The organism is Streptomyces sp. NPDC088762 (assembly GCF_044750905.1).
Lineage (GTDB): Bacteria > Actinomycetota > Actinomycetes > Streptomycetales > Streptomycetaceae > Streptomyces.
Genome location: NZ_JBIVKT010000004.1, coordinates 307,824 through 333,261 on the forward strand (window position 1 = coordinate 307,824; position 25,438 = coordinate 333,261).

General features: G+C 74.2%; 22 protein-coding genes and 1 pseudogene. 8 read left to right on the forward strand and 15 right to left on the reverse strand.

From position 1 onward, the window contains the following. Positions 1–43 precede the first annotated feature (43 nt). Together ACIP5M_RS12885 and ACIP5M_RS12890 are read left to right on the forward strand one after the other, a co-directional pair. Positions 44–2,080, forward strand: a complete 2,037-nt coding sequence (locus ACIP5M_RS12885) for an O-antigen ligase family protein (protein ID WP_401195714.1) — start codon at positions 44–46, stop codon at positions 2,078–2,080. Further along, the gene (locus ACIP5M_RS12890; protein WP_401195717.1) at positions 2,026–3,012 is read left to right on the forward strand and encodes a glycosyltransferase family 2 protein; all 987 of its coding nucleotides are present in this window, start codon (positions 2,026–2,028) and stop codon (positions 3,010–3,012) included. Before ACIP5M_RS12885 ends, ACIP5M_RS12890 begins: the two co-directional genes overlap by 55 nt. Here the strand turns inward: ACIP5M_RS12890 and ACIP5M_RS12895 are convergent. The 11 genes and pseudogenes from ACIP5M_RS12895 to ACIP5M_RS12945 form a co-directional block, all read right to left on the reverse strand. After that, entirely contained in the window at positions 2,985–3,785 is an 801-nt protein-coding gene (locus ACIP5M_RS12895) for a glycosyltransferase family 2 protein (RefSeq protein WP_401195720.1), read from the reverse strand. The two genes, ACIP5M_RS12890 and ACIP5M_RS12895, sit on opposite strands and share 28 nt — an antisense overlap. 24 nt (positions 3,786–3,809) lie before the next feature. Beyond that, the gene (locus tag ACIP5M_RS12900) at positions 3,810–4,889 is read right to left on the reverse strand and encodes a hypothetical protein (protein ID WP_401195722.1); all 1,080 of its coding nucleotides are present in this window, start codon (positions 4,887–4,889) and stop codon (positions 3,810–3,812) included. 6 nt (positions 4,890–4,895) lie between these two features. Continuing rightward, complete coding sequence (locus ACIP5M_RS12905) at positions 4,896–6,347, reverse strand: oligosaccharide flippase family protein (RefSeq protein WP_401195724.1); 1,452 nt, start codon at positions 6,345–6,347, stop codon at positions 4,896–4,898. Beyond that, entirely contained in the window at positions 6,344–7,093 is a 750-nt protein-coding gene (locus tag ACIP5M_RS12910; RefSeq protein WP_401195726.1) for a chain length determinant protein, read from the reverse strand. Before ACIP5M_RS12910 ends, ACIP5M_RS12905 begins: the two co-directional genes overlap by 4 nt. A 25-nt stretch (positions 7,094–7,118) precedes the next feature. After that, on the reverse strand, positions 7,119–8,252 hold the full coding sequence (wecB, locus tag ACIP5M_RS12915) for a non-hydrolyzing UDP-N-acetylglucosamine 2-epimerase (RefSeq protein ID WP_401195729.1): 1,134 nt from the start codon (positions 8,250–8,252) through the stop codon (positions 7,119–7,121). A 4-nt stretch (positions 8,253–8,256) separates the two neighbouring features. Continuing rightward, on the reverse strand, positions 8,257–9,513 hold the full coding sequence (locus tag ACIP5M_RS12920; RefSeq protein ID WP_401195731.1) for a nucleotide sugar dehydrogenase: 1,257 nt from the start codon (positions 9,511–9,513) through the stop codon (positions 8,257–8,259). Continuing rightward, on the reverse strand, positions 9,513–10,283 hold the full coding sequence (locus ACIP5M_RS12925) for a WecB/TagA/CpsF family glycosyltransferase (protein ID WP_401195734.1): 771 nt from the start codon (positions 10,281–10,283) through the stop codon (positions 9,513–9,515). The genes ACIP5M_RS12920 and ACIP5M_RS12925 overlap by 1 nt, the downstream gene beginning before the upstream one ends. After that, complete coding sequence (locus ACIP5M_RS12930) at positions 10,280–11,449, reverse strand: hypothetical protein (protein ID WP_401195737.1); 1,170 nt, start codon at positions 11,447–11,449, stop codon at positions 10,280–10,282. The genes ACIP5M_RS12925 and ACIP5M_RS12930 overlap by 4 nt, the downstream gene beginning before the upstream one ends. A gap of 438 nt (positions 11,450–11,887) precedes the next feature. Next, entirely contained in the window at positions 11,888–12,487 is a 600-nt protein-coding gene (locus ACIP5M_RS12935; protein ID WP_401195739.1) for an acyltransferase, read from the reverse strand. A 343-nt stretch (positions 12,488–12,830) separates the two neighbouring features. Further along, positions 12,831–13,988, reverse strand: a pseudogene (locus tag ACIP5M_RS12940) (MFS transporter); the annotation flags it as partial. Between the two features lie 98 nt (positions 13,989–14,086). Continuing rightward, complete coding sequence (locus ACIP5M_RS12945; protein ID WP_401195741.1) at positions 14,087–15,055, reverse strand: class I SAM-dependent methyltransferase; 969 nt, start codon at positions 15,053–15,055, stop codon at positions 14,087–14,089. A 78-nt stretch (positions 15,056–15,133) separates the two neighbouring features. Here ACIP5M_RS12945 and ACIP5M_RS12950 point away from each other — a divergent pair, with 78 nt between their 5' ends. Together ACIP5M_RS12950 and ACIP5M_RS12955 are read left to right on the forward strand one after the other, a co-directional pair. Continuing rightward, positions 15,134–15,754, forward strand: coding sequence for a helix-turn-helix domain-containing protein (locus tag ACIP5M_RS12950; RefSeq protein WP_401195744.1), 621 nt, complete (start codon positions 15,134–15,136; stop codon positions 15,752–15,754). Positions 15,755–15,892: 138 nt separating this feature from the next. After that, complete coding sequence (locus tag ACIP5M_RS12955) at positions 15,893–16,807, forward strand: ion transporter (RefSeq protein WP_401195746.1); 915 nt, start codon at positions 15,893–15,895, stop codon at positions 16,805–16,807. A gap of 15 nt (positions 16,808–16,822) precedes the next feature. Here the strand turns inward: ACIP5M_RS12955 and ACIP5M_RS12960 are convergent, their stop codons facing one another. From ACIP5M_RS12960 to ACIP5M_RS12970, 3 genes are all read right to left on the reverse strand, one after another. Beyond that, complete coding sequence (locus tag ACIP5M_RS12960; RefSeq protein WP_401195748.1) at positions 16,823–17,491, reverse strand: O-methyltransferase; 669 nt, start codon at positions 17,489–17,491, stop codon at positions 16,823–16,825. Continuing rightward, a complete protein-coding gene (locus ACIP5M_RS12965) occupies positions 17,488–18,681 on the reverse strand; it encodes a hypothetical protein (RefSeq protein ID WP_401195749.1) in 1,194 nt (397 codons plus the stop codon). The genes ACIP5M_RS12960 and ACIP5M_RS12965 overlap by 4 nt, the downstream gene beginning before the upstream one ends. 321 nt (positions 18,682–19,002) lie before the next feature. Further along, positions 19,003–20,052, reverse strand: a complete 1,050-nt coding sequence (locus ACIP5M_RS12970) for a phosphatidylinositol-specific phospholipase C domain-containing protein (protein WP_401195751.1) — start codon at positions 20,050–20,052, stop codon at positions 19,003–19,005. Positions 20,053–20,260: 208 nt separating this feature from the next. Between ACIP5M_RS12970 and ACIP5M_RS12975 the strand changes: the two genes are divergently transcribed. Beyond that, positions 20,261–21,208, forward strand: a complete 948-nt coding sequence (locus ACIP5M_RS12975; RefSeq protein WP_401195752.1) for a trypsin-like serine peptidase — start codon at positions 20,261–20,263, stop codon at positions 21,206–21,208. A gap of 267 nt (positions 21,209–21,475) precedes the next feature. Here ACIP5M_RS12975 and ACIP5M_RS12980 read toward each other — a convergent pair whose 3' ends face one another. Next, a complete protein-coding gene (locus ACIP5M_RS12980; RefSeq protein WP_401195754.1) occupies positions 21,476–22,405 on the reverse strand; it encodes an oxidoreductase in 930 nt (309 codons plus the stop codon). A gap of 153 nt (positions 22,406–22,558) precedes the next feature. Here ACIP5M_RS12980 and cbiE point away from each other — a divergent pair, with 153 nt between their 5' ends. The 3 genes from cbiE to ACIP5M_RS12995 are packed head-to-tail and all read left to right on the forward strand — an operon-like array spanning position 22,559 to position 25,390. Beyond that, complete coding sequence (gene cbiE, locus ACIP5M_RS12985; protein WP_401195757.1) at positions 22,559–23,815, forward strand: precorrin-6y C5,15-methyltransferase (decarboxylating) subunit CbiE; 1,257 nt, start codon at positions 22,559–22,561, stop codon at positions 23,813–23,815. Then, entirely contained in the window at positions 23,812–24,561 is a 750-nt protein-coding gene (gene cobM, locus ACIP5M_RS12990; protein ID WP_401195759.1) for a precorrin-4 C(11)-methyltransferase, read from the forward strand. The genes cbiE and cobM overlap by 4 nt, the downstream gene beginning before the upstream one ends. Then, positions 24,551–25,390 (forward strand): cobalt-precorrin-6A reductase, encoded by an 840-nt coding sequence (locus ACIP5M_RS12995; protein WP_401195762.1) that lies wholly within the window; start codon positions 24,551–24,553, stop codon positions 25,388–25,390. The genes cobM and ACIP5M_RS12995 overlap by 11 nt, the downstream gene beginning before the upstream one ends. Positions 25,391–25,438 lie beyond the last annotated feature (48 nt).

A 25,438-nucleotide genomic window follows, 5' to 3' on the forward strand; every position in this document is an offset into this window, starting at 1 on the left:
CGGGTAGGCCCGCCATCAAATCCGTTGCCCGGCAGGGGTGTTCGTGAGCATCCGTGAAATGGGCGCGGTGCTGCGCCGCCGCTGGTACGTGATGCTCCCGCTGACCCTGCTGGGGCTGCTCGCGGCGCTGCACCTGTACCGGTCGGTGCCGGTGGCGTACCAGTCCCAGAGCTCGGTCGCACTCCTCGACTCCACGGCCAGCTCCCAGCTGCCGCCCGCCTTCGGCAACCCCATCTCGAACGCCGGGGGTTCGCTGGTCGTGACCGCCGACGTGCTGATCAGGACCCTGTCGGGGGCGGACGCGGCGCGGGACCTGCACGGCCTGGGCGTGACCGACCCTTACACGGTCGGGTTCGCCGCGAACACCTCGGGCCCGCTGATCACCCTGACCGTCACGGGCACCGACCGGGCGAAGGTGCTGGGCGAGACCAGTACGCTGACCGCCTTCGCCGGGGAGCAGCTCAACGCGCTCCAGGCGGCGGCCAAGGTGCAGCCCGCGTACTTCGTGCAGACCGCCCCGGTGGTGCTGCCGCAGACCCCGGTGCCGCAGCTCAAGAGCCGCTACCAGCAGGTGCTGGGCGTCATCATCCTGGGCACGGCCGCCGGGTTCACGCTCTCCTTCGTCGCCGAGAGCGTGCTGGTGGCGCGCCGCCGCCGGCGCGAGGCGGCCGGGCCCCCGGCCGGCCCCCCTGTTCCGTCGCGCAGCCGGCGCGTCCACCGGGGGCTGCGGGCCCTGAACCTGGACACCACCCGGCTGCTCACCGGCTATCTGGCGCTGGCCTTCTTCATCCCCTCCAACCTGACCCTGCCGGGCATGGGCGGCGTGGGCACCCCGGCCAACGTGTTCGCCCTGCTCGGCCTGTTCTGGTACTTGGCGGCCTGGCTCACCGGCCGGATCCGGCCGGCCCCCGGCACCGGGCTGCCCCGGGTGGTGATGTGCCTGCTGGCCGTCGCGGTACTGGCCTCGTACATCGCGAACGCCGGCCGCGGCAGCGTGCACAAGGAGATCCTCGCGGCGGACCGCGGCCTGATCGCGCTGCTCGTGTGGGTGTCCCTGGTGGTGCTGGTCTCCGCCGGGATCAAGGACCGGGCGCGCCTCGACGTCCTGCTGCGCCGGGCCGTCGTGATGGGGGCGGTGGTGGCCGCGATCGGCTACTACGACTTCTTCACCGCGACGAACATCGCCGACCACATCGGCATCCCGGGACTCCAGTCGAGCGTCCCGCAGATCACCACCCTGGACCGCGGCGCCTTCACCCGGCCCCGCTCCACCACGGCCCAGCCGCTGGAGTTCGGCGGGATGCTCGCGCTGCTGCTGCCCTTCGCCGTCCAGCAGGCCTTCGACCCCGTACGCGGGCACCTGAGCCGGGTGCGCCGCTGGGGACCCGTGGTGCTGATGGGCGGCGCCCTGCCGCTGACGGTGTCGCGGACCTCCATCATCGGGGTGCTCATCGTGGTCCTGGTGATGGTGCTGCGCTGGAAGCCGCAGCGCCGGTGGGCCGCGATCGGTCTGCTGATGGGCGCCGTGGCCTGCTTCAAGGTGATCGTTCCGGGGCTGATCGGGACCATCGGCACGCTGTTCGCCTCGTTCCTGACCAACTCGGACAGCAGCACCCAGGCCCGGACCCTGAAGTACAGCGTGATCCTCCCCTATCTCGAGGAACGCCCGCTGTTCGGGCGGGGCTTCGGGACCTTCATCCCCGAGCTCTACTTCTTCACCGACAACCAGTACATGCTGACGCTCGCGGAGACGGGCGCGCTGGGCCTGGTCGCGCTGGTGGTCCTCTTCTTCACCGGCATCCACCAGGGCGGAGCCATCCGCCGGCTGGCCCGCACCGAGTCCGACCGGGAGCTCGGGCAGGCGTTCTTCGCCTCCGCCCTCGTCGCCCTGGTCATCAGCGCCACCTTCGACGCCCTCAGCTTCCCGATGTTCGCCGGGATGTTCTTCCTGACGATCGCCGCCGGAGGCAGCTGCCTCGGCTTCATCCGGCGCGCGGCGCACCGGCCCCCGACCGTGGAGTCCCCATGCCCTCCGACCGCCCGACCGCCAATCTCCCCGCCGCGGGTTCCGGTCCCGTAGCCGTCCTCGTCGTGACCTGGAACAGCGCCGCGGTGCTCCCCGGGTTCCTGGCCTCGCTGCCGGACGGCATGGCGGGGCTCGACTGGCGCCTCGTCGTCGCCGACAACGACTCCGCCGACGGTACCGTGGAGCTGGTCCGCTCCCTGGCCCCGGAGACGACCGTCGTCCAGACCGGCCGCAACGCCGGGTACGCGGCCGGGGTGAACGCCGCCCTGGAGGCCGCCGCCGGGTGGGAGGGCGGCTTCCGGGCGGCCCTGGTGTGCAATCCGGACATCCGGATGCGGCGGGGCTGCGCCGGGCGGCTCGTGGACGCGCTCGACGCCCCGCGGGCCGGCGGCGGCCGCGTCGGGATCAGCGTGCCGCTGCTGTACGAGGAGGACGGCCGTACGCTCCTCCACTCGCTGCGCCGCGAGTCCAGCGTGACCCGTGCGCTCGGCGAGGCGGTGCTGGGCAACCGGCGGGCCGGGCGCTTCCCGCGCTGGAGCGAGCTGGTCACCGACCCGTCCGCCTACGAGCGGGCGACGGTCGCGGACTGGGCGACCGGTGCGCTGATGGCCCTCTCCCGGGCCTGCCTGGACGCGTGCGGGCCCTGGGACGAATCCTTCTTCCTGTACTCGGAGGAGACCGAGTACTGCCTGCGGGCCCGGGACCGCGGCTTCGTCACCCGCCTGGAGCCCGCGGCCTCGGCCACCCATCTCGGCGGGGACTCGAAGGTGTCGCCGCGCCTGTGGACCCTGCTGACCCTCAACCGCGTCCGGCTCTACCGCCGCCGCCACGGTCCGGCGGCGACGGCCGCGTTCCGTACGGCCGTACTGCTGCGGGAGACCTCCCGCGCGGCCCTCGGCCGGCCGGCGAGCAGGGCGGCCGCCCGCGCCCTCATCCGGCCCGATCCGCAAGACATCCCCTACGGTCGCTCGTCCCAGGCCGTGTAGAAGCTCTCGGGGTTGACCAGGTAGCGGACGGTGGGGCGGGGCAGGTGGCGCACCTCGTGGCGGCGGCTGTAGCGGCGGACGAGCTCCCAGTCCTCGCGGGGCAGCACCTCGGGGGTGCGCCGCAGCCTGCTGAAGTACAGGGACCGGGTGCGGCGCGCGACGAAGGCGTTGGTGTCCAGGAAAGCCTCGCGGGCGGCGCGGCGGCGGTCGAAGGGCACCGACAGCACGTCCTTCTCGGCTCCGTCGGGGAGCACCCTGCGCAGCGCGGTGTACACGGCGTCGGGCCCGCCGGGCGGCTCCAGGACCGACAGGGCCTGCTCCAGGTGGTCGGGCTCCCACAGGTTGTCGTCGTCCAGGAAGGCCACGTACCGCGACCGGGTCAGCCGGATCCCCACGTTGCGCACGACTCCTGCGGTGCCCGTGTTGCGGGCCAGCGATACGGCGAACAGCCGGGGATCGGACGGTAGTTCGGGCAGCCCTGCGCCGTCGTCGACGACGATGACCACCTGGTCGGCGACGGTCTGCTCCAGCGCCGAGCGGACAGCCGCCCGCAGCGCTTCGGGGCGTCGGTGGGTGGCGATGACGGTGGCGACGAGGGCGGCGGGCGGCCGGCCCGGGAGGGCCGCGAGCCGGGTGGTCTCGGCCGTCTCGAAGCGCCGCAGCCGGACGGCCGAGGGGAACAGCCGGACCTTGTTGGCGGCCTCGAAGAGCACCAGCCAGCCGAAGGCCCGCTTGAGCAGCTCCCAGGGTGCCCGGGCGATACGGCGCATCATGAACTCTCCGCGGTGAGGAGGGGGTCAGGGGACGGGTTCGGGCACGACGGGGCGGCCGTCGGTCATGCGGTTGCCCCGCCACACGTTCCCCGCGCCGCCCGCGTTCCAGGCGGCGACCGGGCCGTAGGCCCCGCTGCCCGGGTGGTACTGGGTGGAGAAGACGTTGTCCGTGACCTGGATGCCGGTGGCGCCCGGGCCGCCGCCGTACAGGGCGTAGGCCCCGCCGGCCAGCCAGTTGCCGTCGACGACGACGGAGGAGACGGCGCCGGTGTCGGCGAAGAGGCCGAGGGCCGCGCTGGCTCCCTTGTCGACCGGTACGGAGTTCAGCAGGGTGTTGTGCCGGACGGTCAGCCGCCCCTTGTTCCCGCCTCCGCTGATGACGGCGTCGGTGTGCTGCCATTCACCGCCCTGGTTGCGGAAGGGGACGATGTCGTGCACGTAGTTGTCGTGCAGGTCCCCCTGCCCCATGGACAGGGCGTTGCCGAACACCGAGATGTCGCACCAGCCGACCTCGACCGAGCCGTCGCCCATGTTCGAGACGGCGTAGTTCACTCCGCCGTTGTCGGGTCCCTGGCCCGGCACGGCGGTGATGGTGGTGTGCAGGACCTTCAGCCCGCGGAAGCCGGGGCGCAGGTTGATCCCCCACCAGTTGGCCGAGGTGATCCGGCTGTCGATGACGGTGACGTCGTCGGCGTAGACGTCGAGCGAACCGCGGATGTCCCAGCCCCTGATGACCGTGCCGTTCCTCTTGACCGACATGTTGCCCGTGTCGTGCCGCTCCAGGGCGGTCCGCGGGCCGGTGCTGCTCGCGTCGGGGAAGCCGCAGGCGCCGGGCGAGGCGCAGGCCTTGGGTGCGGGTTCCGCCGTGCCGGCCGAGGGGGCGGGAGCGCCGTCCGTGGCGGAGGGGCCGGCCGTGCCGGTGGCCGGCGGTGGCGCGGAGGGCGGGGCAGGCTCCGCGGACGAGGACCCGGTCGAGGGTCCCGCCGAGGGCCCGGCCGGGGGCTCTCCCACACCCGTACGGTCCGCCTGGTACAAGGTCAGTACGACGGCCAGCACCACCCCCGCGAGCAGCCAGGCCGCCCACCGCTTCCGGTCCCGTGTCACGGCCGCCTACCCCCGGAGCACGGAGCGGCCGGGCAGGACGCACAGGACGTAGCAGAGGGTCCCGGCGGCTCCCGTGGCGAGGAGCGCGAGGACGCCGTCGCCGAGGTACCGCTCCAGGCCGAGGATCACCGCGGTCATCACCACGCCGCCGAGGAAGGGCCAGGCACACGCCCGGGCGACCGTCCCCAGGGGGATGCCGCCGCGGTGCAACGCGATCAGGAACACCGGCACCACGACGGCGCCGGCGACGAGCACGTGCCCCTGGGCCACGCCCACGATCCCGCCGGTACGGGCGCCGAGGACCAGGGCGGGGACCAGGACGACCAGCCAGAGCCCCTGGACGGCGATGAGCGAGCGGCGCCGGCCGAGGGCGACGAGGCAGTCGTAGGCGAGTTCGCAGCCGATGCGGACCAGGCCGAGGGCCATCAGCCAGGGAAGTGCCCGGGCGGCGGGCAGCCAGCGCTCACCGTAGACGAGCTCCACGAGGGGCCCGGCGAGGGCCGCGAGCAGGACGCAGAGCGGGACGGTGGCCGCCACCACGACGCCGAGGGCGCGGCCGAAGCCGCTCGCCAGCGCCTTCGGCGAGGAGGCCAGCCGGGAGAACCCGGCGAAGGACACGCGGCGGGCGGCCTCGGAGACGATCCGCACCGGCCAGCCGGAGATGTTGAAGGCGAGTACGTAGAACCCGAGGGCGAGCTGGTCCAGGGCGGAGCCCACCACCATGGTGTCCACGTTGACGACGCCGAGGGCGAGCATGCTGGCCCCGGCGAGCGGCAGCCCGAACCGGAGCAGTGCCCGGGCCTGCTCCCGGTCCCAGCCGAACCGAAGGGTGCCGGGCGCGGCGAGGCAGCAGCCGATGAGCGCGGCCACGTTGCCCGCGACGGCTCCGCAGGCGAAGCTCATCGCGCCCCAGCCCTCGACGGCGAGCAGCAGGGTCACCGCGGTGCTGAGCACGAAGTTGAGCCCGTCGATGGCCATCCGCCTGCCCTGGGCGAACGCCCGGGTCAGGAAGCCGGCGGGCACCTGGGAGAGCCCGTCGAGGACCACGCACAGGCACATCACGCGCAGCACCCCGGAGGCCTCGGGCGAGCCGAGCACCCGCGCCACGGCGGGGGCCGCCGCGAAGAGCGCCGCGTAGAGCAGGCAGCTGGAGGCGGCGCTCAGGGTGAGCACGGTCGGGGCGAAGCGGCGCGGGTCGCCTTCCCAGCGCACGATCGCGAGGGAGACGCCGAGTTCGTTCGCGGAGAGCAGGACCAGCAGCACCGTCTGGGCGATCCCGTACACGCCCCAGGCCTCGGGGCCGAGGAAGAAGCGGGCGAGGATGATCCCGGTGACGAAGTTGCCGAGCCGCATGACGACGGTGTTGACCAGGCTCCAGCGGGCCGCGGAGCCGACCTTGCGCCCCAGCGAGGGCGCTGCCGGCGGGGTCGTGCCGGTGTCCGTCGCGGGGCCGGTCACGGCGATCCGGCGGGGTGGGCGGCGGTCATGCGCAGGGTGTCGGACGGGTCGCCGGCGGGGCCGGCGGCGGGATGCGCGGCCGGTTGCGCGGCGGTGTCCGCGGTCCGGTCGGCCCCCGCCTCGCCGGCCGCCGGCCGGTGCCTGCCGGACGACCGCCGGCGTGCCTCGACGAAGAAGGTGGCGACCAGGCTCAGGACGAAGCCCAGTACGGCGGCCATCACCAGGTATTGGAGCCGGGTCTTCGTCTGCGCCTCCGGCTTCTGGGGTGGCACGATCGTCGTCATCCGGATCATGGCGTCCGGTGCCACCGACTGCTGGGTCTGGAACTCCCGCAGCCGCTTCTCGGCGTACTGGGTGAGGAGTTCGTCCGACTTCAGGACGGCGGCCGGGTCGGTCCCGGTGACGCTCAGCCACATGAAGGGCCCCTGGGCGTTGTCGGCGATCTTCGCCTCGTGCAGTCCGGTCACGCCCATCGCCTTCAACTCGGCGGCCGAGCCGTCGGAGTTCAGGTTGCGGGCGAGACCGTCGGCCATTCCGGTGAGGGAGGCCTGCGTACTCAGGAAGGGGTTGCCGTCGAAGGCCACCGTGGCCTTCGACGAGTTCAGGAGCGTCACCGTGCTCTGGGACCGGTACTCCACCGGCACCAGCAGGTGCACGGCGGCGGCCAGCGCCGCCGTGAGCAGCAGTCCGGGCAGCAGCACGTACCAGCGCCTGCGCATGACCCGCCATATTTCGGCGAGATCCATGGTCTTTCCCCCTCGGATGTACGGGTTACTGCGGTGCGGTGCCGGCCCCGCGCGGGGCGAGGTCGGTGGGCCTGAGCCGGGTGTGCGCGGACCCGCCGGCCAGCAGGACCTCGGCGATGCGCTCGCTCGCACGGCCGTCCCACAGCGCGGGGCAGCGAGGCGGGGGCGGATCGTCGAGCACGCGGTGCACGGTGGCGACGATGCGCTCCGGGTCCGTGCCCGCCAGGACGTTGGTGCCCTCCTCCACGGTGACGGGACGCTCGGTGTTCTCGCGCAGGGTCACGCAGGGCACGCCGAGGGCGGTGGTCTCCTCCTGGATGCCCCCGGAGTCGGTGAGCACCAGGCGGGCGGAGTCCTGGAGGGCGATGAAGTCCAAATATCCGGCGGCCGGTACCAGCCGGATGCCGCCGGGCACGCCGGTGTCCGCCAGCCGCTCGGCGGCCCGGGGGTGCACGGGCAGCAGCAGGGGGCAGCGGCCGGCGACCTCACCCAGGGCCTTCAGCAGGCCGCCGAGGGCGTCGGGATCGTCCACGTTGGCCGGGCGGTGCAGGGTGACCAGGCCGTATCCGCCGCGGGTCAGCCCGTACCGGGAAAGGACGTCCGACTGACGGGCCCGGTCCAGGTTGGCGAGGAGGGTGTCGATCATGACGTTGCCGACGACGTGGATCTGGTCCTCCCGGTAGCCCTCCGCCCGCAGGTTCGCCGCGGCGTCGGGCGAGGGGGCGAGCAGGTAGTCGCTGACCCGGTCGGTGGCGACCCGGTTGACCTCCTCGGGCATGCTCCAGTCGCGGCTGCGCAGCCCGGCCTCCACGTGGGCCAGCAGCGGTCCGGCCTTCGCGGTGACCAGGGCGCAGGCCAGGGTGGAGTTGATGTCGCCGACCACGACCACGGCGTCCGGGGCCAGTTCGTCGAGCAGCGGCTCGAAGGCGGCCATGACCCGGCCGGTCTGCCGGGCGTGGCTGCCGGAGCCGGCGCCCAGGTACCGGTCGGGTGTGCGGATGCCGAGGTCGCGGAAGAACACGTCGTTCATGGACGTGTCGTAGTGCTGGCCGGTGTGGACGAGGACCACGTCGACGCCGCGGCGTTCCAGCGCGTCCATGACCGGTTTGATCTTCATGTAGTTGGGTCGCGCTCCGGCGACGCAGATGATCCTGGTCATGGGCTCAGAGCACCTCCACCGTCGGTCCGGACAGCCGGTTGCGGCAGTCGAGGACGAAGGAGGCGTGCTCGGTGACCATGGCGTAGTCGAAGGAGTCGTGGTCGGTGAGCAGGACGACGACGTCGGCGGAGGCCAGTTCCTTGCGGGTGGGTTCGACGCGGACGAGGCGGGCGTCGACCTTGATGCTCTCCACGACGTGGGGATCGGCCGCGCGCACCTTGGCGCCCATGTCCAGGAGGAGTTGGGAGATCCGCACGGCGGGCGACTCCCGCGCGTCGCCGGTGTTCTTCTTGTACGCGAGCCCGAGCAGCAGGATGCGGGAGCCGTTGACCGAGCGGCGTTTGGCGTTGAGGGCGTCGATGACGCGGCGCGTCACGTACTCGGGCATGTGGCTGTTGATGTCGTTGGCGAGTTCGACGAAGCGGAAGCTCTGGCCGAGTTCGCGCTGCACCCGCCAGGACAGGTACGACGGGTCGATGGGCAGGCAGTGGCCGCCTACGCCGGGGCCGGGGGTGAACTTCATGAAGCCGAAGGGCTTGCTGGAAGCGGCCTCGATCGCCTGCCACACGTCGATGTCGAGGTGGCGGGCGAACATGGCTATCTCGTTGACCAGCGCGATGTTCACGTGCCGGAAGGTGTTCTCCAGCAGCTTGGCCAGTTCGGCCTCCTTGGGGGAGCTCACCGGCACGGTGGTGTCGACGAGTTCCCCGTAGAAGGCCTCCACGGCCTTCAGGGAGGCGGAGTCGACGCCGGAGACGACCTTGGGCGTCTGCTGGAAGCCCCAGACGGCGTTGCCCGGGTCGATCCGCTCCGGGCTGTAGCCGAGGTGGAAGTCGACTCCCGCGGTGAGGCCGGAGCCGTCCTCCAGGATGGGCGCGAACAGCTCCTCGGTGGTGCCCGGATAGGTGGTGGACTCCAGGACGACCGTGGCGCCGGGGCGCAGGAAGCGGGCCAGCGTGTGCGCCGACTCCTCGATGTAGCGCAGGTCGGGGGCGCCTTCCTGTAACGGGGTGGGCACGGTGACGACGGCGACGTCGAATCCGCCGCAGTCCCGGGCCAGTTCGCTGGGCCGGTAGGTGCCGCGCTCCAGCGCCCGGCTCAGCCGTTCGGAGGTGACGTCCTCGACGTACGACTCGCCGGCGGCGAGGCTCTTGACCCGCCGCGCGTCCACGTCGTAACCGATCACCTGGTGTCCGACCTCGGCGGCCCTGATGGCCAGCGGGAGGCCGACGTATCCCTGTCCCACGACGACGACGCGCATCAGTGACTCCTGTTCGCGGAACCGGCAGACGGTGTGCGGCGGATGAGTTCCCGGACCGTCATGAGGAGGAAGGCAGCATTGGTGGTGAGGTAGCGCTTGCCGAGCCGGCGCGGCTCCTGGAGGGTGCGGTAGAACCATTCGAGTCCCATCCGCTGCCAGACCAGGGGGGCTCGTTTGGTGATGCCGGCGAGGATGTCGAAGGAGCCGCCGACGCCGTGGACCACGTGGGCGCCGGTGCGCTTGCCGTGGCCGGCGGTGAAGATCTCCTTCTTGGGCGAGGTCATGCCGAGGAACAGCAGCTGGGCGCGGCTGTCGGCGATGGCGCCGGCGATCGTCTCCTGCTCGGAGTCGGCGAAGTAGCCGTCGCGGCTGCCGGCCACGTTCAGCTTCGGGAAGCGCTCGGCGATCTGCCGGAGCATCATGTCCAGGACTTCCGGACGGGCGCCGAGCAGGTAGACGGAGATGCCGGCTTCCTCGGCGGCGGCGAGCAGCCGCATGAACAGGTCGATGCCCGCGACCCGTTCGGGAAGCCTGACCCCGAGGATCCGGCCGGCCCAGACCACGGCCTGCCCGTCGGCCAGGACCAGGTCGCAGCCGGCGACGGCCTCGGCGAGCCGGGGGTCGCGCCGCATGTTGACCAGCTTGGCGGCGTTGACCATGCCGATCTCGATCCGTTCGCCGCGCGCCACCGCGTCCAGGCAGCGCCGTACGGTCTCGTCCATGGTCAGGGGGTCGAGTCCGACCCCGAAGAGGGATGGCCGTCGTGTCATCTCTGCGGGCCCCCCAGCCAGGCGAACAGCAGCCAGCCGAACTCGTACGGGCGGCATTCGCGGTCCACCGACAGGGGGCGGAAGAGCCGGTCCAGCGGGGTGAGCCGGGTGTGCGGCGCGACGCGGGTGGTGAGCCCGCGGGCGGCGCGGACGGCCTTCTTCGGGTCGCCGCGGTGGACCTTGCGCCAGGTCACGCCGAAGTCCTCGCGGATCATCGGCTCGCGCGGGGGGCCGGCGGGCCCGGCGAGTTCGGGCACGTCCGTCATCCAGCGCAGGCCCCGGCGGATGTGCGCGCCGAAGTCGGTGCCGCCCGCCTCGGCGAGGTCGAACAGGGCCGTGGGGGCCATGGCGTGCTGGTGGACGCTGTAGACGGGGTAGCCCTCGACGACGCCACCGTGGCGGGCGTCGTAGTGCCACCACCACTGTCCCCCGTCCCCCTGCAGGGCGCAGATACGGGTGGCGCAGGCGTCGGCGGCCTCGAGGGCCTCCGGGTCGCCGCCGCTCGCGTGCAGCCGGGCCAGGGCCTGGAGCGGGTAGGTCTGGTCGGCGAAGCAGGCGACGTGGGAGCGGTATCCGGGGACCAGGCCCGGGCCGGTGGCGTGCGCGAAGAGCGGGCCGTCGCCGGTCCTGGCCGCGAGCAGGCGGGCGCGGGCGGCCGCGAGGCGGCCCTCGACGTCCACGGCGGCGCGGGCGGCGGTGAGGGCGGAGAGCACCCAGGCCGCCTCGACCGTGTACTGCGGCCGCCCGGGCAGGTCCAGCTCGGCCACCCGCGCGAGGGCGTCGGACAGCTTGGGGTGGCCGGTCTCGGCGGCGGCCCAGGCGATGAGCGCCGCGTCCCCGAGGTTCGCCACCCCGGGCAGCCGCTGCACCAGCAGCCCCGTGAACTCCTCGGCGGTGCGTCCGCCGAACAGGGCGCGCTGCCGCTCCTCGGGCAGGAAGCGGGCGCCGAGCGCGGTGATGGCCGCGTACCGGGTGCTGGTGCCCCGCTGCTCCAGGCGGCGGGTGCCGTCGGGCGCGACCGTTCCGACCCGGGTGAACACGAAGGTCTCGGCGCCCGGCAGGTACATCGCGGGCAGCCCCGCCTCGGCCAGTGCCAGCAGCCGCTCGGCGAGGGCGTGCAGGGGCGCGTCCGCGCCGGCAAGTGCTCCTAATCGTGTGGCGGTCATCGGGTCCCCACCCCGACTTCCCGGCTGCTGGGCGCAATCCGCATGTCCGAGCTGTTCGGCTCCAACACACCCATCCCCTCTGATCGCTCCTCGGACGGACCTGGCGGTCGTCATTCCGCGGAGGGGGACTGCATGACGGGGCGCGTGCCCGGCCGTGTTCCCTGCGCCGGCGCACGAGCCGTCCGACGGCTGCGTCTGGACCCCCCAGCGATGCCGCGGACGGGGGCAGGCGTGATCGGCAGTGTCAGCGGGCGCGGTGGATCCGCGCCGGCACGACACTGCCCGCGATGCCCCTCGTCGTGTACAACCCCCCACTGGACAGGGCGTGTTGCCTGTCCAGATCCCGTGTGCAGGGACACGGTATGCCCATGGATGTTCGTTGATTGTGGTTTTGAGGAAAAGCCGGTGCTCTAAATTGCCGACATGGCGTCAGTTCCGTCAGTGCCGTTCGGTGAGCGTCCCGTCCTTCTCCTCGTGCAGCACTCCGGTGCGCGGGCACTCCCACACGCCCGGCTCGTCCGCGCGCTCGACCAGGCGGACCCCGGCCCGGCCCACCCAGCCGATCCGCCGGGCCGGTACGCCCGCGACGAGCGCGAAATCGGGCACGTCCCGGGAGACCACGGCGCCGGCCGCGACCAGGGCCCAGCGCCCGACGCGCACCCCGGCCACGCACACCGAACGGGCCCCCAGCGAGGCCCCCTCGGCCACGACGACCCCGGCGGGCTCCCAGTCACCGTCGCGCTTCAGCGTGCCGTCGGGATCGACCGACCGCGGGTAGAAGTCGTTGGTGAGCACGGCCGCCGGTCCGATGAAGACCCCGTCGCCGAGTTCGGCCGGCTCGTACACGAGGGCGTAGTTCTGCAGCTTGACGTGGTCCCCGATGCGCACTCCCGGCCCGACGTAGGCCCCGCGGCCCACGATGCACCCGCGCCCGAGCCGGGCCTTCTCCCGAATCTGCGCCAGGTCCCAGACCGTGGTCCCCTCGCCGAGCTCGGCCGTGTCGTCGACCTGGGAGGTGGGTTGGATGCGGACGCTCACGGCGCGGTCCCCTTACGCTCGGCGAGGATGTGGATGCGGATGTGGTGGATGCGGATGCGGATGCGGATCCACGAGCATATGCGCGGACGGTCCGCTCCACCGGTGGATCAACGAACCGTCCGCGCAGCGGACTTGGCCCCGCTGCCCGCGGTCCCGCCGCAGCCCGCCGGGCGAGCGTACGGCTCCCCACCGCCATGGCCAGCGCGGCGAGGACGAGGGCACCCGCGACCGCGAACGTGATCCGCGTCCCGGCGGCCACGGCATCGGGGCCGGCCGTCGCCACGTCGGCGGCCGCCGAGGCGAGGGCGAACACGGCGCCCATGACCGAGGCTCCGGTGATGAGCCCGAGGTTGCGCGAGAGGTTGAGCATGCCGGACGTCACGCCCCGCCGGTCCGCGGGTACGTCCGCCATGACGGCGGTGTTGTTGGCCGTCTGGAACAGCGCGTAGCCGGCGGTGACGACGACGAGGGGGGCGAGGTAGCCGGGGACGCCGAGCGTCTGCGGGGTCACGGACAGCAGGAGGCAGCCGGCCGTCATGGCGGCGAGCCCGGTGACCGTCATGCGGAACGCGCCGAAACGGTCCACGATGCGGCCGGCCGGCACCCCGGTCAGCGCGGCGACCACCGGGCCGACCGACAGGACCAGGCCGACGAGCGCCTCGCCGAGCCCGAGCGTGCGGGACAGGTAGAACGGCCCGACCACCAGGGTCGCCATCATGACCGTCGAGACGAGCGCGCTCATGGCCAGGCTCGCGTTCAGGGCGGGGTCCCGGAACACGGCCGGCCGGATCAGCGGGGCGGCCACCCGCGCCTCGGCCCGTACGAAGAACCCGGTCCCGAGGGCGGCGACCAGCAGCAGGGCCAGGTTGAGCGCCCCGAAACGGCCGCGCCCGAGCGTCACGGCGAGGGCGTAGGCCCCGAGCGTCAGGGCGAGCAGCAGGGTGCCGACGTGGTCGAAGCGGGGCCGGCCGGCGGTGGACTCCCGCCGCCGGTCGGCGGGAAGGTGGCGGGAGGCGAGCAGGAGGGTCACCAGTCCCGGCAGCACGTTGACGAGGAAGAGCGCCCGCCAGCCGAACCCCGAGAGCAGCACGCCCCCCAGCGACGGGCCGAGAGCGGTGCCGATCGCGGACATGGTGCCGAGCAGCCCCATCGCGCTGCCGGTCCGCTCCTTGGGCACCGCCTCGCCGACGAACGCCATGGTCAGCGCCATCATGACGGCGGCCCCGAGGCCCTGCGCGGCCCGGGCCGCGATCAGCAGCCACAGCGTGGGCGCGGCGCCGCACAGCACCGAGGCGGCCGTGAACAGCAGGACGCCGGCCAGGAGGAGCCGGCGTCGGCCGATGAGGTCGCCGAGCCGTCCGACGCTGACGATCACGGTGGTGATGGCCAGGAGGTAGGCGAGGACGATCCACTGCACCTCCTGGAAGGAGGCGCCGAACACCTGCGCCAGGGTGGGCAGCCCGACGTTGGCGATGCCGGTGCCGAGCGAGGACAGCAGCATCGACGACGACAGGCCGGCGAGCACCCAGCGGACCGAAGGCCCGGGCTCCGCTTGTCCGGCGGCCGCCGGGCGGGTCACGCGGGCCGTCCCCGTCGGCTTCACGGGGCGCCGGCCGGGCGGGTACCGGTGAAGACCGTGGTGGCCCACAGGAGGAAGGCGTCGGGCCGCCGCATGATGCCCTCCGGCGCCTCGGGGTCGAGCAGTACGTCGAGGGTCTTGCGGTCCTCCGCGTCCAGGGACTCGCCCATCGCCTCGCGCAGCCGGGTCAGATGGGCGTGCAGGAAGGCGCGGGCCTCCTCGCCCAGCGGCGCCGGCAGATCGAGGAGGAACGTGAAACCGCCGGTCCCGGTGAGCCCGGCGCGTCCGAGCATCGCGGGCCAGTCCTCGACCACGGCGGCGCTGCCGGGCAGTTCGTCCCGCATCACCGAGAACCAGTGCTCCTGAACGGCGTCCAGCCGCGCCTGGAGGCCCGGCCGGCCGATGCCGATGTCACGCGGCAGGAAGCGCATCGGCAGTCCGCCCTCCGCCACGGCGAGCAGCCCGCCGGGCCTCAGCACTCCGGCCAGCGCGTCCAGGGCGGCCTGCTGGTCGCCGAGGTGGTGCACGGCCTTGCTGCTCCAGATCAGGTCCGCCGCGCCCAGGGAGTCGTCGAGTCCCTCGGGCAGTTCCGCGTGCCGGGTGGCCACCCGGGCGCCGAGGCCGAGCCGTTCGGCACGGGCCCGGGTGTGGTCGAGGAGCCCTTGCGCGCCGTCCACGGCGACGGCCTCCGCGTCCGGGAAGGCTTCGGCCAGTACACAGGTCATCACGCCCGGCCCGCTGCCGATGTCGAGGACGCGCCGGACCTTGTGCCCGGGGCCGAGCAGCTCGCCGAGGCGGGTCGCGGTGCGGCTGAGGACCGGGAGCTGGAGTTCGGCGTTGCGCTCCAGGTGGGCGGCCATGGCCTCCCAGTCGAGGTCGGTGGTGGAGTGGTGGCCCCCTTGTCCGTGCCCGTGTGCGTGCGTGGAGGGTCCCTGTCCGGAGGCTTCGTGTCCGGAGGGTCCGTGTTCCGAGGCGTGGTGTGTGGTCATGGCGAGGAGCGTGCGCCCGGTGGAGCTCCGATGGCAATTCTTGTTGCCGATTCCGGGACGGCGGGGTGGAATGCCCGCATGGACACACCCGAGGACACGGCACAAGACCCGGCCCAGGACACCCCCTCGCCCCACCAGGCGGTCCTCGACGAGGTCGCGCCCCGGCTCCGGCGGCTGCGCGCCCAGCGCGGGCTGACCCTGGCCGCGCTCTCGGAGGTGACCGGCATCTCCAAGAGCACCCTGTCCCGGCTGGAGTCCGGTCAGCGCCGCCCCAGCCTGGAGCTGCTGCTGCCGCTCGCCTCCGCCTACCGCGTGCCCCTGGACGACCTGGTCGGCGCCCCCGAGGTGGGCGATCCCCGGGTGCGGCTGGCCCCCCGCGCCCTGCCGAACGGCGGCACGTCCGTGGCGCTGACCCGCGGCCCCGGCCCCCTCCAGGCGTACAAGATGATCATCCCGGACCGCGGCAGCGAGCCCGATCTCCGTACGCACGAGGGCTACGAGTGGCTGTACGTCCTGGACGGCCGGCTGCGGCTCGTCCTCGCCGAGCACGACCTGGTCCTCGGCCCCGGCGAGGCGGCCGAGTGGGACACCCGCCTCCCGCACTGGTTCGGCAGCGCGGACGGCCGCCCCGTCGAGATCCTCAGCCTCTTCGGCCGCCAGGGCGAGCGCATGCACGTCCGGGCGAAACCCCGCGCCTGACGGCGGCTCGGGGCCCGGCCGCCCCGGCGCGTTGACGTGCGCCGGTGGTGAAACCCGATCGGGTGTGTGGCGTTAGAAGGACGGACCCGCCGCGCCCCGCCGGGCGCGCCGCCCTGCATGACCGACAGCACGAGGAGCATGATGACAGTCCCGGAGCCGGCCGGACGCGGCCGCATGAAGCTGGCAGCCCGATGCCGGGTGGCCACCGAGGCCCCCGCCTTCGGGATGGTCGTCTTCTGCGTGATCCTGCTCAACGCGGGGCTGATGGGGGTGGAGACGTACAGCGGCCTGGCGGAGGAGTACCGCCAGGTGCTGCGGGCGGCGGAGGAGTGCTGCCTGGTGGTGTTCTCCCTGGAGATGCTGCTGCGGATGGGCGCCTACGCGGACCGGCCGAAAGCATTCTTCCAGGACCCCTGGAACCTCTTCGACCTCGCGATCGTGGTCTCGGCCTTCGTCCCCTTCGTCCGCGAGAACACCACCGTCCTGCGGCTGCTGCGCCTGGCCCGCGTCCTGCGCACCGCGCGCTTCCTCCCGCACCTGCGGATCCTGCTGATCGCCGTCGGCCGCAGCCTGCCCGGCACCGCCAGCTTCCTTTTCGTCGGTGCGCTGGTGCTGTACGTGTACGCCATGGTCGGCTGGGTCTGCTTCGCGGACTCCGACCCGCAGCACTACGGTTCCGTCGGCCGGGCCATGCTCACGCTGTTCCTGCTGACCACGCTCGACGGCCTGACCGACGCCGTCCGTGCGGGCCTGCAGATCTCGCGCCTGAGCATCATCTACTACGCCTCGTACGCGCTGCTGGCCTCCTTCGTCCTGGTGAACGTCCTCATCGGGGTCGTCCTCAACTCGCTGGACGAGGCCCGCGAGATCGAGGCGGAGGCCGACCGGGTACCGCCGCCGGCCGCGGGCCCCGACGCGGACGGGACGGACGTCAGGGAGCGGCTCGCCACGGCCCGCCGCGCGCTGGACGAGATCGAGGCGAGCCTGGCGGCCGCGGACCGGCACGCCGCCGGCCCTCCGGACCGGCAGCTGGAGTCCGCCACGCGGACCTAGGTCGAAAGAGACGGCCTAGCGCTTGCGGGCGAGGGTGAGGCCGTCGGCGATGGGCAGCAGCACCGACTCGACCCGGTCGTCCGCGCGGACGTGCGCGTTGAACTCGCGGATGGCCAGGGCGTTGCCCCGGGCGTCGGCGCGGACGGCCTCGCCCCCGTAGAGGACGTTGTCGGCCAGGAGCAGCCCGCCGGGGCGGACGCGCGGCACCAGCTGGTCCCAGTAGGCCCGGTAGCCGGGCTTGTCGGCGTCCAGGAAGCCCAGGTCGATCACGGGGTCGGGCGGCAGCGCCGTCAGGGTCTCCAGGGCGGGCGCGATCCGCAGGTCGATCCGGTCGGCGACGCCGGCCTCCTTCCAGGCCTGCCGGGCGATCGAGGTCCATTCCTCGGAGAGATCGCAGGTGATGACGCGGCCGCCGGGCGCCAGTCCCTCGGCCAGTGCGATCGTGGAGTAGCCGGTGAAGGTGCCCACTTCCACGATCCGCCGGGCGCCGGTCAGCCTGGCCAGCAGGGTGAGGAGTACCGCCTGCTCGTGCGGGACCTGCATCACGGCGGGACCGCCGAGCGCGCGGGTGCGCGCGACCAGCTGCTCCTGGGCGGGGCTCGGCGGCTCGGCCTGGGCGACGAGGTAGGCGTAGACCTCGGGGGTGAGGTGCACGGTCTTGACGTCGTCCGGGTTCCTGCTCATGTCGTACGTCCCTTCGTGGGATGCGGGGGTGGCGGGGGCCCCTCCGGCCGCCGGGGCCGGCCGAGGGGGCCGCGCGGGGTCCCGTCGACGACGCGGACCTGCCGCGGCTCGGCTCCGAGACCGCGCGCGAGCGCCCGTACGCCGCCCTCCGTCAGCGGGCCGCCCCCGGCCACGCGCAGGTCGTAGGCGTCGCCGCCCAGCGGGTCGGCGGCGGGCACGCAGGTCACCTCGGCTCCGGGGAGCAGGGCGCGGAGCCTGGCGGCGATGGCGTCGAGGTCGTGCCGGGCGCCGGGGGGCCTGACCGGGTGGGCGACGCGGCGGCCCAGGCGCAGGAACTGCCGGTCGCCGAGCGGCCGGATCAGGTCGTCCGTCTCGTGGGCGGGGAGCCGCGGGCCGGACACCGTGAGCGGGACCGCCCGGCCTTCGCGGGGGCCGGCGAAGGAGAGGTCGTCGAGCAGGGTCCACGGGCCTTCGGGGTCCCAGCCGGTGCGGTGGGCGACGGCGGCGGTCTCGGTGGAGCCGAGCACCTCGACCAGGGCGGTGCGCCGGCCGTCGCACAATGCGACGGCCTCGCACGGCAGTTCGGCGGAGCCGTGCAGGAAGGTGATGTGCTCGAAGCCGGCCAGCCAGCGGGGGTGGCGGGCCAGGGTCCGGAAGGCCCCCGGGGTGGCGACGACGGCGATCCGGCGGGCCCCGACCGGGGGCGGAGACGGCGCGGACGGCGAGGGGGTCCGGGCCTGGGCCGGGAACGGCGGGCCGTCGACGGCGGGCCAGAACCAGACGGGCAGCCGGGTCACGGCGGGCAGCAGCACGGTCGCACAGGCCCCGAAGGCGTGCCGGGTGGGAGCGAAGCTGACGACGGCCTGGGGTGCGTACGGGCGGAGCAGGCGGGCGAGTTGCTCGCCGTCGGCGCGCAGGCGGGCCCCGGGGATGAGCCGCCGGACGGGTACGCCGGCGGCGCCCGGGGTGTGGAAGGCGTAGTCCCGCGCGGCGAGCCGCTCCAGCACGGCGGCGGCCTCGGCGGCGTCGAGCGCGTCCCACGGCAGCCGCCAGCCCCGGGCCGGGAGCCCGGCCGTGCTCTCCGGCGGTACCCCGATCCCGGGCCGTTCCCACAATCCGTCGAACGGGAGCGCCTCGTAGGCCGGTTCCCGGTCCTGCCCGGCCGGACCTGGGCGCGGTGTGCCGGTCACCGGCGGGAGCCCGGCTCGGACCGGCGGGGCGCCGCCGCCTCCGGGACCCCCGCGGTCTGCCGCCCGCGCGCCTCGCGCGCACCCACCGGTCCGGTCATCGCTGCTGCTCCTCGCTGTCGTCGGTCCCGTCCGGGACCACGGCGGCCGGCGGCCGGTCCGGGTCCCGGGGTGCGAGCGCGGCGGCGGGCCGCCGGCGGGCGGGGTCGAGGATCACCGCCGCGTCCCTGCGGTCTGGTGGCAGCGTGCGGGGGCACCCGGCTGCTCAACGACGGCGGGCCCCCGTGGAAACGGCGGCTCCGGTCCGCCGCCCCCTCCCTGTGGCTAGCCGCGCGGTACCACCGTGGCCAGCACCTGCGGCAGCGGGTACCAGTCGGCGGAGACGATCGACGCGTGGCGGCCGGCCAGGAGGGCGAGGCGGTCGCGCGCCTGGGTCTCGGTCGGGCGGGTGGAGTCGATGGCCGGGGCGACGTTGTGGGCGTCGGTGGCGATCAGCAGGTAGTGGTTGCGGTCGTACCAGCCGGTGTCGATGGAGCCCGAGGCGTACGCGCCCGCGTCCCCGTCGAAGATCACGAACCAGGGGCGCAGCGAGGCGTCGGCGTAGCGGGTGACGCGCGGGTCGCCCGCCTCGGCCCGGTGGACGGCGGGGAAGGCGGCGGCCTGGCCGAGCCGGCCCTGGGCGGCGAGGGAGCGCAGGTGCGTGGCGTACTCGCGGTCGGTCCACAGGGTGTCGGAGCCGTTGCCCTCCTCCACGGTGCCGGGGATCAGCTCGACGAGGAACTTCCCGGCGAGCGCGGCGCGGCTCGGCCAGGCCCCGGCGCGGGCGGCGGTGTCGAGGTCGGGGTGGCCGGCGGCCAGCTGTCCGGGGCGGTAGACGGCGTCGCCGAGCTTTCCGGTGAGCAGCGCGTCGAGTTCGGCCGGGCCGCGGCCGAGGTTGGCGGCGAAGCCGTCCTTGAGTTCCAGCTTGAGGACGACGGGCCGGTGGCCGGGGTGGGCGTCGTGCCAGCTGCGTATGTCGGAGAGGCAGCCGGCGAGGTTCTGGTTGCGGGACTTGGTGCGCAGCTGGGCGGGGCTGGTGGCGTTCTCGCAGTTGCTGTCGTTGCCGAAGGGGTTGTCGTGGGAGACCCGCCAGGAGCTGCCGAAGAAGTTGGTCCAGACGTCGAGTTCGAGCATGGCGGCGCCCGAGTCCAGCGCGTCCGCGAAGTAGGGGTACTTGGCCTTTTCGTAGGCGTTGTGCACGCCGACACCGGTCGATCCCGCGTACGGGAGGTCGCCCGAGGTGCCCGCGGCGCCGGCCGGGGCCGTGCCCAGCGCGAGGGCGGCGGCCGCCAGTGCTGCGGTGAGGGCGCCCGCCCTACGGTTGCGCAGTCTCATGCTCTCGACTCCTGTCGACTCTGTGGGGGGTTCAAGTCGCCAGGACACTAGGTCAGTTGGATGGCGTGCGGAAGTCCGGGAGGTGGCGCGGCGGCGGCCGGGCGGGGGGCCGCTGTGACGACGGACACGTACTCGGCGCGGAACCCGGGCCGCCGCTCCCCCATCGAACGAAGAGTCGACGGTGTCTGCGGGGCGGGAGTAGGACCACATGTTCAGCAAGGTGCGCGGGCCGGCCCTACGGGCCTCCGTGTTCTTCGGCCTCTGCGCGCTGCTCGTCGCGGGCGGTGCGTACGTGTGGGAGCGGTGGGGCGTGGGCGCCCACCGCGCGGACGGGGACCCGGCGCTGGGCACCTACCAGCAGGACCCGGAGCGCGCCGACCGGACGGCGGCCGCCGTGCTGGACGGGATCGTCCGGGAGGACCCGAACCCGCCGATGGACGGCAAGGCCTTCGCCGGCGGCTCCGTGAACTGGAAGGCGGCCGGATGGGCGCCCTCCGACCCCCTGGAGGCCCGGCCCGCGCCCGCCGAGCCCGCGATCGGCGCGCTCTTCTCCCCCGGCACGGACGGCGACCCCGACCACCACTGCTCGGCCGTCGTGGTCCACTCGCCGGGCGGCGACCTCATCGCCACCGCCGCGCACTGCGTGTACGGGGCGGGCTTCCGCACCAACCTCGCCTTCGCCCCCGGCTACCGCGACGGCGTGGCCCCGTACGGCGTGTGGGTGCCCACCCGGATCGACGTGGACCCACGCTGGACCGAGGAGCAGGACCCCGACCACGACGTCGCCTTCCTCCGGCTGCGCCGCCCCGGCTACCCCGGCCAGCGGCTGGAGGACGTCACCGGAGCCCAGACGATCGCCTTCCGGCCCGAACTGCCCGCGCCCGCACGGGTCGTGGGCTATCCGAACGACTCCGAACAACCGCTGGACTGCCGCAACACCGCCCGTGCGGCCGGGCCCACGCAGCTGCGGATCGACTGCGCGGACGTCCCGAACGGCACCAGCGGCGGCCCGGTGCTGACCGACGGACACACGCTGATCGGCGTGATCGGCGGCCGCGACGGCGGCGGGGACGACGAGACCTCGTACAGCAGCTACTTCGACGACGGCGTCCGCGCCCTGTACGAACGCGCCACGAAGACCCCGAACCGCGCCTGAAGGGCCCCTGGTCCGGTCGGTGTGCCGACGCGTGCCGGGGAGCGTCCCGCGCTCCCCGGGCTCCTGGCCCGGACAGGACCGACCGGGCCGGGTGTGCCGGGTCGGGCTGCTGGGTGGTTGTCCTCGCCGTCGTCGTCCATGCCGCCGAGTGTCCGGGCGCCGGGGCCGCGGGTCACGTCCGCTCCCGGGGCGCCTTGAGGCGCACCGGGGGCGGACGGGCTCACACGCGGGGCGCCCGCGTGCGGAGGTGCCGGGCCGCCCGGCGGGTCAGCGCGGCAGGGATCCGTACGAGACTCCCGTGAGCTTCTCGGAGGCGGCCCAGAGCCGTTCACCGGAGGCGTCGTCGAGGGTCCACTTCGCCCGCCAGGAGCCGGCCGGGGCGCCGCGCCAGCCGAACCGCGGTCCGATGAACGCGTCCTGCCGGACGCCGGGCGCGGTGGCCGCGTACAGCGTGGGCAGCGCGCCCGCTGCGGCGGGCTGTGCGATGACGTCGTTGGCGAGGGCCACCACGCGCGCGGAGAGCGCGCCGCGGTCCCGCGTCGCGCCGGCGTGGAGGTTGGTGGAGGCGTAGCCGGGGTGGGCTGCGGCCGCGACGATGGCGGAGCCGGCGGCGGTGAAGCGGCGGGACAGTTCGTGCGTGAAGAGCAGATTGGCCGTCTTGGAGCGGCCGTAGGCCACCCAGCGCCGGTAGCCGCGCTCGTATCCCAGGTCATCGGGGTCCACGTTCCCCAGCACGTGGAAACCGCTGGAGACGTTGACGACCCGCGCCCCGGGCGCGGCGGCCCGCAGCCGCGGCAGCAGCAGTCCGGTCAGCGCGAAGTGCCCGAGGTGGTTGACCCCGAACTGCGTCTCGAAACCGTCGGCCGTCCGCCCGTACGGCAGGGCCATCACGCCCGCGTTGTTGATCAGCAGGTCCAGGGCGGCGTGCCGCTCTGTGAATCCCTTCGCGAACTCCCGTACGGAGGCCAGCTCCGCGAGGTCGAGCGCGGCGAACTCCACCTCGGCGCCCGGGATTTCGCCGCGCAGCCGGGTCACGGCGGACCGTCCGCGCGCGGCGCTGCGGCAGGCCAGCACCACACGTGCCCCGCGCCGGGCGAGCTCGCGGGCGGCCACGTAGCCGATCCCGCTGTTGGCCCCCGTCACGGCGGCGGTCCGGCCCCTCTGGTCGGGGATGTTCGTGGCGTTCCAGCCGGGCATGGCAGCTCCCTCGCGACGCGGTGGGTTACCGAGGGTAGACCCCTGGTCCCGGCATCGGCGGCGGGGGTCGGCGGCTCGGCCCGAAAGGGCAGGCCAGTAGGCTGCGGGTCCGCACCCACTTTCCGCTCCCTTCCCGTTCCGAGGTACCGCGCAGTGAGCTCCGCACCGCCCCCCATACCCGTGACGGTCGTCGGCCTCGGCGCCGACGGCTGGTCCGGGCTCACCGCCGCCGCGCGGTCCGCGCTGTCCCGCGCCGAGGTGCTGATCGGCGGGCCGCGCCAGCTGGACCTGCTGCCGTCCGCCGACTGCCCCGGTGAGCGGGTGGCGTGGCCGAGCCCGCTGCGCCCGTCCGTTCCGAAGCTGATGGCCGAGCACGCGGGCCGCCGGATCGCGGTGCTGGCGAGCGGCGACCCGATGTTCTACGGCATCGGCCGCGCGCTCGCCGAGGAGCTCGGGCCGCGGTCCCTGCGCGTCCACCCGCACCCGTCCTCCGTCTCCTATGCCTGCGCCCGCCTGGGCTGGCCGGTCGAGGACACCGAGGTGCTCACGGTCGTCGGCCGCCCGGTGGCCCGGCTCGCGGCCGCGCTGTACGAGGGGCGGCGGCTGCTGGTGCTCAGCGCCGGAGCGGCGTCCCCGGACGAGATCGCCGCTCTGCTTCGAGAGCGGGGCTTCGGCCCGAGCCGGATGCGGGTGCTGGAGCAGCTCGGCTCCGAGCACGAGGACACGTACGAGGGCGTGGCCGACGGCTGGGACCACCCGCCGGGCGACCCCCTGAACGTGGTGGCCGTGGAGTGCCGCCGGGACCCCGCCCACCCGGCCCCCCGGCTCGGCGCGACCCCCGGCCTGCCGGACGACGCCTACGAACACGACGGCCAGCTCACCAAGCGCCGGGTCCGCGCCGCGACCCTGTGCGCGCTGGCGCCGGCCCCCGGCGAGCTGCTGTGGGACATCGGCGGCGGCTCCGGCTCCATCGGCATCGAGTGGATGCGGACGCACCCCTCGTGCCAGGCCGTGGCGGTGGAGCGCGTACCGGAGCGGGCGGAGCGCATCGCCCGCAACGCGGCGGCGCTCGGCGTGCCGGGCCTGCGCGTGATCGTCGGGTCGGCGCCGGACGCCCTCGCCGGACTGCCCGCCCCCGACGCGGTCTTCATCGGCGGCGGACTGACCGCGCCGGGGCTGCTCGACGCGGCCTGGGCGGCCCTGGCGCCGGGCGGCCGGCTGGTGGTCAACACCGTCACCCTGGAGTCCGAGGCGGTCCTGACCGAGCGCTACCGCCGGCACGGCGGCGAACTCGTGAAGCTGTCCGTCGCGCACGCCGTGCCGGTCGGCGGCTTCACGGGCTGGCGGCAGGCGATGCCGGTCACCCAGTGGTCAGTGACAAAGGCGACGAACGAGAAGGATCAAGCATGACCGTGTACTTCATCGGCGCGGGCCCCGGCGCCGCCGACCTCATCACGGTGCGCGGTGCCCGGACGCTGGCCGCCGCCCCCGTCTGCCTGTACGCGGGCAGCCTCGTCCCCCGCGAGCTGCTGGCCGAATGCCCGGCGGACGCGCGGCTGGTCGACACCTCGCAGCTGAACCTGGACGAGATCGTCGAGGAGTGCGTACGGGCCCACGCGGCGGGCCAGGACGTGGCGCGGCTGCACTCCGGCGACCCGTCGATCTTCAGCGCGGTCGCCGAGCAGATGCGGCGCCTCGACGCGGCCGGCATCCCCTACGAAGTCGTCCCCGGCGTCCCGGCCTTCGCGGCGGCGGCCGCCGCGCTGAAGCGGGAGCTGACCGTGCCGACCGTCGGCCAGACCGTGATCCTGACCCGGATCGCCCAGCAGGCCACGCCGATGCCGCCGGGCGAGGATCTGGCCACGCTGGGCCGCAGCGGAGCGCTGCTGGTGCTGCACCTGGCCACCCGCTACGTGGACCGGGTCGTCGGCGAACTGCTGCCGCACTACGGGGCCGAGTGCCCGGTGGCGGTGGTCGCGATGGCCAGCCGCCCCGACGAGCTGATCCTGCGCGGCACGCTCGCCGACATCGCGGCGCAGGTCAAGGAGCACGGCCTGGTCCGCACCGCGGTCATCGTGGTGGGGCGCACGCTGGGCGCGGAGCAGTTCCGCGACAGCCACCTGTACTCCCCCGAGCGCGACCGGCATGTCTGCTGAACCGGCGCCCGGCCGGGCCGGGTCGGGCCCGGCTCGGCACGTCCTGATCCTGGGCGGTACGACCGAGGCCCGCCGCCTCGCGGAAGCGCTGGCCGGGCCCGCGGCCCCGGGCGGCAGCCCCGGCCCCGGCGCCGGGGCGGCCGGCCCGCGCACGGCGCCCCGCGTGACCACGTCGCTGGCCGGGCGGGTCTCCGCCCCGGTACTGCCGCCGGGCGAGACCCGGATCGGCGGCTTCGGCGGCCCGGCGGGTCTCGCGGCCTGGATCGGTGCCCACCGGGTCACCCACCTGGTCGACGCCACCCACCCCTTCGCGGAGCGCATGAGCTTCAACGCCGCGGGGGCGGCGGCGCTTTCGGGTGTCCCGCTGCTGGCGCTGCGCCGCCCGGGCTGGACGCCGGGTCCCGGCGACGACTGGACCTTCGCGGACTCCCTCGCGGACGCGGCGACCCTGCTGCCCCGCCTCGGCACCCGTGCCTTCCTGACCACGGGTCGGATGGGCCTGCACACCTTCGCGCACCTCACCGACACCTGGTTCCTGGTGCGTTCGGTGGACCCCCCGGCCGCGCCGGTGCCGCCGCGCCTCGAAGTCCTCCTGGACCGGGGCCCGTTCACCCTCGACGACGAGCGCGCACTGCTCGCCCGCCACCGGATCGACGTACTCGTGACGAAGGACAGCGGCGGCTCGGCCACCTCCCCGAAGCTCACCGCCGCCCGCGAGGCCGGCATCCCGGTCCTCGTCGTCCGCCGCCCGGCGGTCCCGCAGGGCGTCGCGGAGGCGGACTCGGTCGAGGCCGCCCTGAACTGGCTGGACAGCGCCGAGACTTCGTGAACCGGACGGGCCCGGGGCCCGGGGGCGGTCCACCGCCTCCGGGCACCG

Bases quoted from the DNA above. Each gene is read 5' to 3' on its own strand.
- ACIP5M_RS12890 (WP_401195717.1), top strand. From the start codon at position 2,026: ATGCCCTCCGACCGCCCGACCGCCAATCTCCCCGCCGCGGGTTCCGGT.
- ACIP5M_RS12895 (WP_401195720.1), bottom strand. From the start codon at position 3,785: ATGATGCGCCGTATCGCCCGGGCACCCTGGGAGCTGCTCAAGCGGGCC.
- ACIP5M_RS12910 (WP_401195726.1), bottom strand. From the start codon at position 7,093: ATGGATCTCGCCGAAATATGGCGGGTCATGCGCAGGCGCTGGTACGTG.
- wecB (WP_401195729.1), bottom strand. From the start codon at position 8,252: ATGACCAGGATCATCTGCGTCGCCGGAGCGCGACCCAACTACATGAAG.
- ACIP5M_RS12920 (WP_401195731.1), bottom strand. From the start codon at position 9,513: ATGCGCGTCGTCGTCGTGGGACAGGGATACGTCGGCCTCCCGCTGGCC.
- ACIP5M_RS12925 (WP_401195734.1), bottom strand. From the start codon at position 10,283: ATGACACGACGGCCATCCCTCTTCGGGGTCGGACTCGACCCCCTGACC.
- ACIP5M_RS12930 (WP_401195737.1), bottom strand. From the start codon at position 11,449: ATGACCGCCACACGATTAGGAGCACTTGCCGGCGCGGACGCGCCCCTG.
- ACIP5M_RS12945 (WP_401195741.1), bottom strand. From the start codon at position 15,055: ATGACCACACACCACGCCTCGGAACACGGACCCTCCGGACACGAAGCC.
- ACIP5M_RS12950 (WP_401195744.1), top strand. From the start codon at position 15,134: ATGGACACACCCGAGGACACGGCACAAGACCCGGCCCAGGACACCCCC.
- ACIP5M_RS12955 (WP_401195746.1), top strand. From the start codon at position 15,893: ATGATGACAGTCCCGGAGCCGGCCGGACGCGGCCGCATGAAGCTGGCA.
- ACIP5M_RS12960 (WP_401195748.1), bottom strand. From the start codon at position 17,491: ATGAGCAGGAACCCGGACGACGTCAAGACCGTGCACCTCACCCCCGAG.
- ACIP5M_RS12970 (WP_401195751.1), bottom strand. From the start codon at position 20,052: ATGAGACTGCGCAACCGTAGGGCGGGCGCCCTCACCGCAGCACTGGCG.
- ACIP5M_RS12975 (WP_401195752.1), top strand. From the start codon at position 20,261: ATGTTCAGCAAGGTGCGCGGGCCGGCCCTACGGGCCTCCGTGTTCTTC.
- ACIP5M_RS12980 (WP_401195754.1), bottom strand. From the start codon at position 22,405: ATGCCCGGCTGGAACGCCACGAACATCCCCGACCAGAGGGGCCGGACC.
- cobM (WP_401195759.1), top strand. From the start codon at position 23,812: ATGACCGTGTACTTCATCGGCGCGGGCCCCGGCGCCGCCGACCTCATC.
- ACIP5M_RS12995 (WP_401195762.1), top strand. From the start codon at position 24,551: ATGTCTGCTGAACCGGCGCCCGGCCGGGCCGGGTCGGGCCCGGCTCGG.